Annotated in this window: 5 protein-coding genes and 1 pseudogene; 5 read left to right on the top strand and 1 reads right to left on the bottom strand. The window is 68.2% G+C overall.

Annotation, left to right across the window (positions count from 1 at the left end; genetic code table 11):
• The 5 genes and pseudogenes from AC1DWT_RS50050 to AC1DWT_RS50070 form a co-directional block, all read left to right on the top strand.
• Positions 1-435, top strand: a pseudogene (locus AC1DWT_RS50050) (hypothetical protein); the annotation flags it as partial.
• A complete protein-coding gene (locus tag AC1DWT_RS50055) occupies positions 429-569 on the top strand; it encodes a hypothetical protein (RefSeq protein WP_241031624.1) in 141 nt (46 codons plus the stop codon). The pseudogene AC1DWT_RS50050 and the gene AC1DWT_RS50055, both read left to right, overlap by 7 nt.
• Positions 570-804: 235 nt before the next feature.
• A complete protein-coding gene (locus tag AC1DWT_RS50060) occupies positions 805-1,020 on the top strand; it encodes a hypothetical protein (RefSeq protein WP_095864308.1) in 216 nt (71 codons plus the stop codon).
• A 7-nt stretch (positions 1,021-1,027) separates the two neighbouring features.
• On the top strand, positions 1,028-1,240 hold the full coding sequence (locus tag AC1DWT_RS50065) for a ribbon-helix-helix domain-containing protein (RefSeq protein ID WP_095864309.1): 213 nt from the start codon (positions 1,028-1,030) through the stop codon (positions 1,238-1,240).
• Positions 1,237-1,593, top strand: a complete 357-nt coding sequence (locus tag AC1DWT_RS50070; RefSeq protein ID WP_206015806.1) for a type II toxin-antitoxin system PemK/MazF family toxin — start codon at positions 1,237-1,239, stop codon at positions 1,591-1,593. Before AC1DWT_RS50065 ends, AC1DWT_RS50070 begins: the two co-directional genes overlap by 4 nt.
• Positions 1,594-1,916: 323 nt before the next feature.
• Here AC1DWT_RS50070 and AC1DWT_RS50075 read toward each other — a convergent pair whose 3' ends face one another.
• Entirely contained in the window at positions 1,917-3,233 is a 1,317-nt protein-coding gene (locus AC1DWT_RS50075; RefSeq protein WP_206015807.1) for a patatin-like phospholipase family protein, read from the bottom strand.
• Positions 3,234-3,831 lie beyond the last annotated feature (598 nt).

Consider the following 3,831-nt stretch of genomic DNA (forward strand, 5'->3'; position numbering starts at 1 on the left):
AGCCTGGCCGGCATCGACCCCACGACCACCGACGCCCGGCCGTCCAGGCTCGCGCGGTTCCTGACCCGCCAGCCGGCCGGCTCCGACATCATCGCCGGCCGGGCCGGGGCCGACTCACCCCTGCGCTACGACGACGCCGCAGCGCTCGGGGCGATCCTCGGCCGGCACCGCGACGTCCTGGTCGCCGACACCGGCAACGCCAGCCACGCCGAGAGCTGGCGGTGGGCGATCACGGCCGCACACGCGGTGATCGTCCCGGTCCCGCTGCGCCGCGACGCCGCCGTGGCCGCCCAGCGCAAAGGAGCGATTTCGACCCGGCGCAGGGAGGGGTCCTGCGCCGGTGGTTCGAGGAGCGGGTGCTGCCGGTCTGCGCCGACCGTGTGTTGCCGTTCGATGTGCCGGCCGTACGGGTGCTGGCCACCTACCGGGTGCTAGAGCATGCGCCGTTCGGCGACGCTCTCATCGCCGCCGTCGCGCAGGCCGCCGAGATGACGGTGGTGACACGTAATACCAAGTACGTCGAGACGTTCGGTGTCCGCTGCGTCGACCCGTGGGAGCCGACCGTCTGACGGCCCCGTCGTCGACGGGTGCGGTTCGACTCGCCAGGCCATCCCCGGGTCGGGCCGGGCACAGAATTGTGAGTTGCGTTCCAGTGTTGTCGTTTTGCGTGATCGACACAGCTCGTCGGTGGAAGGACCCATCTACGGGGCTGGGAGGTCAGATGAACCTGCAGTACAACGCCGGACTCACCCTGGAGCAGCGGTGTCAGATCCGCCAGGCGCAGGGGTACGTCGATGATCACCGGTGAGAGAGATCGATGCAGCCGGCGAGGTCGCGCGGGATGTCCCGGAGGTGGAGATCCCGCATGAGGGGATCGACCGGGCCTGTGATGCCATCTCGATGTCGGCGGCGAGCATCGTGGACCCGGTGGTCGAGCAGATCGGGCCCGCTGTGATCGGAGGGGTGGTTGCCGGAGATGCCGGCGTCGGTTTCGGGCTGCCCGTTCATACTGGAGTATGATTGCAGTATGACGACGAGGTTCACGATCAGTTTGCCCGACGAGGACGCTCGCGTCCTCGACGCGTACGTTCGCGACCACGGTCTGGGTGGCCGGTCGGCGGGGATTCGAGCCGCGGTTCGGATGCTCGGAGAGGTGGGTCTCGAGCGCGATTACGCGGCGGCTTTCGTCGAGGGCGGTGTCGACGACGACTGGGACGTCACTTCGGCAGATGAGGAATGATCCGCCGGGGTCAGGTGCACTGGGTTGATCTTGATCCGGCGCAGGGTAGCGAAGCGGCCAAGCGTCGACCCGCTGTTGTGGTCAGTAATGATCGCGCCAACGCGACGGCGGAGCGGCTCGGCAAGGGGGTGGTCACTGTGGTGCCGTTGACGAGTAACACGGCACATGTGTTCGCGTTTCAGGTTCTCGTCGACCCTGACGAATCGGGTATGCCGCGTGAGTCGAAGGCTCAAGCGGAACAGGTTCGTTCGGTTTCGGTGCGTCGTCTCGACGGTGACCCGGTCGGGAAGCTCTCGACGAGAACGCGTACCGCGCTCGACGAGGCTCTGCGGCTGCATCTCGATCTGCACTGAGTCGCATCCCTGCGGTCGGTCTGACGGGTTCATCAGGTGGGCACCCGTCGCACTTTCGTGGCGGCCGTTCCGATCCCGCCGCGCGGCCCTGCCCACGGTGAACTCGGAGAAGTCCGCGAGAGGCGCAGCGCTCTCGACTCTTTTTCTCTTCTCGCCCGGGCCCCGGGTCTGGGAGGTCCGTGACAACCCGTCGAGGACCGATGTCGAGGACCGATGTCGGTGACGGTGTTGGCGATGAGCGGCGCGTTCGGGCGGGTGCAGACCGCCAGCGTCGATGCTGTGGTGTGCCCGGGCAGCGTGATCGCAGTGGCGGCTCTCCTCGCTCACGATGAGTGTCGCAGCGCTTCGCCGTGCGCCTGTTTCGCGGCGCGCACCGAGATCCGGTCGGGAGCGACGTGCTTCGGAGCCGCTGTGAGCCAGGATGTGCCGTCCCCGTCCGCCAGGAGCAGTTGCGCATCCCGTTGTCCGAGGCCGATTGCGGCGTCGATAAAGGCGCCGTCGAAGAGCAGGTAGCTGAGAAGGTCTCCTCGGCGGGCCCCGTCACCGCCGAGGAGCCGTCCCAGCAACGGCAGGTCCGGGTTCCGGATGGTGCGCAGTGCACCGCCCGGCCAGCGGTATCGGTCATCAAACGAGGTTGCGGCGAGGGCGCCGAGGGTACCGCGTTCCTCGGGGCCGAAGAACCGGTATGGCACATCGACATAGCGGCGTTGGCTGGCGCCGGTGCGGCGTCCGTCCGCGACGAGTTCGTTGATCTTGCCGAGCGTGCGGAGGTCTTCGACCATGCGGTCGACCAGGGCGGCGTCCAGCACCCGCACCATCATGTCGTCCACATCCGGTGGTCCCTGCTCCCCGCCGGTGGCCGGGGATACGGGGTACACCGCGGGGTGGGTCGCGACCACGATCAGCCGTCCGCAGCCCAGAGACAACGCCGGTTTGAGGGGAGCGTTCAGCCGGATCCCGCCGTCCGCGTACCAGCCGCGGGCAGTGTCGGGGGTGGAGACCTCGACCGCGGGGAACAATGCAGGAATCGCGGCGGAGGCGCGGACGTGCTCGGCGGTGATTCGCACTCCGAGGTAGTCGATCGGACGGGTGGTGTCCGACGGCGGTAGCGGGTCGGCACGGTTCCCGTCGACGAAGATCACCGTCCGGTTGGTCGCGGCGGAGGTCGTCACCACCGCCAGCGACGCCTTGCCGCCGTCGAGGTTGGCGGCGAGCTGTGTCCAATCGACCAACCGGTGCGCGGTCCGGGCCAGCGGTGCGGTGTCGACCAGGCTCGTCAGCCGCATCCCCGGTATTCGGCAGAGCTGACCGGCCCACCGGGCGATGGTGCCGGGCCCGGTCCGCAACAACGGCCGGAACACGTCGTCGATCTGAACGCTGCGCCACACCGCGAGCGCGGTGTCGGCTTGCTCGTCCGCCGGAAGGTGCGCGCCCGCGGCGAACAGGGTCGCATTGATTGCTCCGGCGCTGGTCCCGATGAACAGATCCGGTTCGTGGCCGGCGGATCGCAGGAATGGCACGACGACCGACAGCACGCCTGCCTCGTATGCCCCGCGCGCTCCGGCGCCGGCCACCACCACGGCGATCCGGGACGAATCGGGGCGATGCCCCCTGGCCGCACTTGACGGTGGATATTGCATGAGCGATCCTTTCCTTCGGCCGATCCCCGTCATTGCCGCCCCTCCGGCGGCGGCCGCCCGAGAGGCAGTGCCGGACGTGGCGCGGCGGCCGCCCGACAGACAGTGCCGGACGTGCAGCGGCACCGAATAGGACATGTTCGCGCCTGGCGTCCCGGCGAGGCCCGCCAGTTCAGTAATGACCGCTGGGGCGGCGGTTAAACCTGCCGTGGTAGCCCGGTCACCGTGTCGCGGGAAGGGGGCGCAGGATCGGCGGGAGGCGCTGATTCTGGGGATCGATTGCGGTCGAACTGGCAGTGCGCCACCTCGACCTGGTCGCTTCGAAAGCACACGGGGCTGGAATCTCCCGGCGCGAGCTGAACTGGATCTGATTGGATTACTGGTAGGGCCGAGGGGATGGTAGAACCTGGTGCAGTCGCTTGGGGAACTCGACGATCGCGCCGCGCTCGTTCCTCGCGTTGACGTCGGAGGTGGACCTGTCGACCACGGGCGGCGGAGCGAAGGTCGCGAAGTTCATTCTCGGTGCAGGTTGCGCTCACGGAAACTTGAATGAGGGGCGTTTTCGTTCAAGTAAAACCCCTGTTGCGTGAATGGCATCTGG

The organism is Rhodococcus sp. P4_B6 (assembly GCF_056402215.1).

What these genes read in the sequence shown, in the direction of transcription:
- AC1DWT_RS50065 (WP_095864309.1), top strand. Translation starts at nt 1,028, where the DNA reads ATGACGACGAGGTTCACGATCAGTTTGCCCGACGAGGACGCTCGCGTC.
- AC1DWT_RS50070 (WP_206015806.1), top strand. Translation starts at nt 1,237, where the DNA reads ATGATCCGCCGGGGTCAGGTGCACTGGGTTGATCTTGATCCGGCGCAG.
- AC1DWT_RS50075 (WP_206015807.1), bottom strand. Translation starts at nt 3,233, where the DNA reads ATGCAATATCCACCGTCAAGTGCGGCCAGGGGGCATCGCCCCGATTCG.